The 2,596-nt window shown below is 39.3% G+C and carries 2 protein-coding genes and 1 pseudogene; 1 reads left to right on the forward strand and 2 read right to left on the reverse strand.

Translation table 11 applies throughout. The features are described 5' to 3' along the window. A partial coding sequence (locus tag SST62_RS0105670; protein WP_029942639.1) for a transposase occupies positions 1 to 443 on the reverse strand: 443 nt, incomplete at its 3' end. A gap of 124 nt (positions 444 to 567) precedes the next feature. Here SST62_RS0105670 and radC point away from each other — a divergent pair. After that, positions 568 to 1,248 carry a RadC family protein gene (gene radC / locus SST62_RS0105675; protein ID WP_002935253.1) on the forward strand — a complete coding sequence of 227 codons (681 nt, stop codon included), beginning with the start codon at positions 568 to 570 and terminating at the stop codon, positions 1,246 to 1,248. Here the strand turns inward: radC and SST62_RS1000000113095 are convergent. After that, positions 1,245 to 1,936, reverse strand: a pseudogene (locus tag SST62_RS1000000113095) (gamma-glutamyl-gamma-aminobutyrate hydrolase family protein). The gene radC and the pseudogene SST62_RS1000000113095 sit on opposite strands and share 4 nt — an antisense overlap. Positions 1,937 to 2,596 lie beyond the last annotated feature (660 nt).

Here is a 2,596-nt window from a genome sequence, read left to right on the forward strand (position 1 = left end):
TGTGTCGCATCTACAATGAGGATTTTTTGTTTAATGAGCTTGTGTTCAAGGGCGATTTGAACCGATTTTTGTATCAATAAGTCCAAAAAGTGTTCATCTTTGATACGTAACTTTCTGAACTTGGTAAGAGAGGACGCATCAATAACAGAATCCTCTGGAGCTAGACCAAGGAAATACTTAAAGGCCATATCCGATAACGAACGCTCGACAACATCGACATCAGATAAATGATAAATATCTTTCAACAAAAGGTATTTAAACATCATGATGGGTGAGTAAGCCTTTCGACCAAAGTCGACACAATAATGTTTCTCTAACTCATCATAGATAAAACTAAAATCACAGAGTTCCGTTAGCTGCCGTAAAAAATGATTTTTGGGAACAACAATATCATACAGGGGAGAATAGGAACTAAGATCTAACTGAATTTGATTATCAAGCATAGGAATCACCTCGACTCTAGTATAGCAAAAAAAGCCATCAAGTTGATGACTTTTTCAGTGGGTTCGGTTTTATATGGCTTCTTTTTTTGCAAGATTTTACGAATAGATAGTTGAGGAGGAAATTATGTATCAAATTGAATTTAAAGAAGAGGCTATTCTACCTAGAGAACGTTTAGTAGAAGTTGGAGCTGAGCGTCTCAGTAATCAGGAATTACTAGCAATTTTTATTAGAACTGGGACAAAAAAAGAACCTGTTTCTATTCTCTCCAATAAATTATTGAATCGTTTGGAGAGTTTAGCGGCTCTAAGAGAATTATCAATTGAAGAATTGCAAAGTTTGACTGGAATTGGGCGCGTTAAGGCGATTGAAATTAAGGCTATGATTGAACTTGGAAAACGTATCAATCAATCAGAGCTACTCTTAAATGAGAGAATTTTGGGAAGTGAGAAGTTGGGACGTAAGATGATTCATGAAATTGGGCATAAGAAGCAGGAGCATCTAGTTGCACTTTATCTTAATACACAGAACCAGATTATCAGTCAAAAAACAATTTTTATCGGGAGTGTTAATCGTAGCATTGCAGAACCACGTGAAATTTTGCATTACGCAGTAAAATGTATGGCAACATCGATTATCATCGTTCATAACCACCCGTCGGGTTCAGTACAACCGAGTAGGAATGATTTGCTATTTACGGAGAATTTAAAAGAGTCCTGCGAAAAGCTAGGACTGGTATTATTAGATCATTTAATTGTTGGAAATAAGGATTACTATTCTTTTAGAGAAGAAAGTGAGTTATTTTAAAGTTTATTGACAATATAGTGGAAGAGGTCTTTTTCAATCTCACGTTTACCGTAGAGTAGTTCAGGATGCCATTGAACCCCTAAAAATTTAGTTGGGTAGGCTGAATGAACTGCTTCAATAATCTGTTGATTATCTGATAGTGCAATGATTTCTAAGTCAGGTGCTAAGTCTTTGATAGCCTGACGGTGAAATGAGTTTACACTCGGAGCGGACTTATATATATCGTAAAGTGGACTATTTTGAGTCAGTTGAATCGTTTGACTGACTTCTTGTCCGTCTATGTCTTGCCAGATTGATGAAGGCTACCACCTTGAGCTACATTGTAGAGCTGTAGACCTCGGCAGATACCGAAGATAGGTTTCTGATTTTCTTGGGCAGCTCTTATGAGGGCTAATTCAAACTCGTCACGCTTTGGTAGATAATTATCGCTGTCAATAGTCCTTTCTTCGTGATAGTAACTTGGCTGGACATTTTGTCCTCCTGTTAGGATGAGTTTATCAATAAGATGGATATAATATTTTGCCAAATCAGGCTCTGTAACAGGAAGGATGAGTGGGAGCCCGCCAGCATCTTCAATAGCTTGTACGAGGCAAGTCTGGGTATAAGAAAGCAGGGGTTCTGTATGATCCCCTGTTTTATAGTACGACGGGCATGTCGTACATCTGAGGTGAAAGTCCTCCGTGGGCACCCGCTACCGGTGAACCCTATAGCGACTCCCAAGTCTGACTATCGTGAGGTAGCGGGGAGAGGAAGGGATAGCGAAATCGTGGCACTACGAACAGAAACGTGATACAAAGGCGTATATAGCGGATAAGGTGGCTATGAACACCAAAGTCCAAAAAGGTAGTCGTAACCTATCTGCGTAAATCACGAGTGTAATTGAATTCGAACTAAGGTCAGTGTGAAAAAGATAATTCCTCCTAGAGTCACTGGACTCTTCGTCGGAATTCCTATTTTCACTTAGACCTTTTAACGTCCTCATATCTTGTGTAAACGAGGAAAGATGTACGACTTATCCCGTGAGGTCTCATGGGCGTCAAAAAGACGTAGTAACAACGAATCATGAGAAGTACCCTCGCCTATTGTTGTCTTCAACTCATTCTTCGTTGGACAACAATGGCTGGGGCAGGCTCTCAGCCGAAGCCATAGTAGTGATGAAATTTCTGTAATAGAAACGGAGCGAAGGGCTGAATATTTCAACAGTCACGTAATGACTAGAAGAAAGTTCATCATTATAAGATATCCTACAGACACCGAAACAAGAAAGGAGTACGCACATGTCACAGTTACTAGATAATATCCTATCACGTTCAAATATGTTGGATGCTTACAATCAAGTTAGAGCCAA

It is taken from the genome of Streptococcus suis YS56, from assembly GCF_000440115.1.
In the GTDB taxonomy this organism is placed as follows: Bacteria; Bacillota; Bacilli; order Lactobacillales; family Streptococcaceae; genus Streptococcus; species Streptococcus suis_L.

Bases quoted from the DNA above. Each gene is read 5' to 3' on its own strand.
- radC (WP_002935253.1), top strand. From the start codon at position 568: ATGTATCAAATTGAATTTAAAGAAGAGGCTATTCTACCTAGAGAACGT.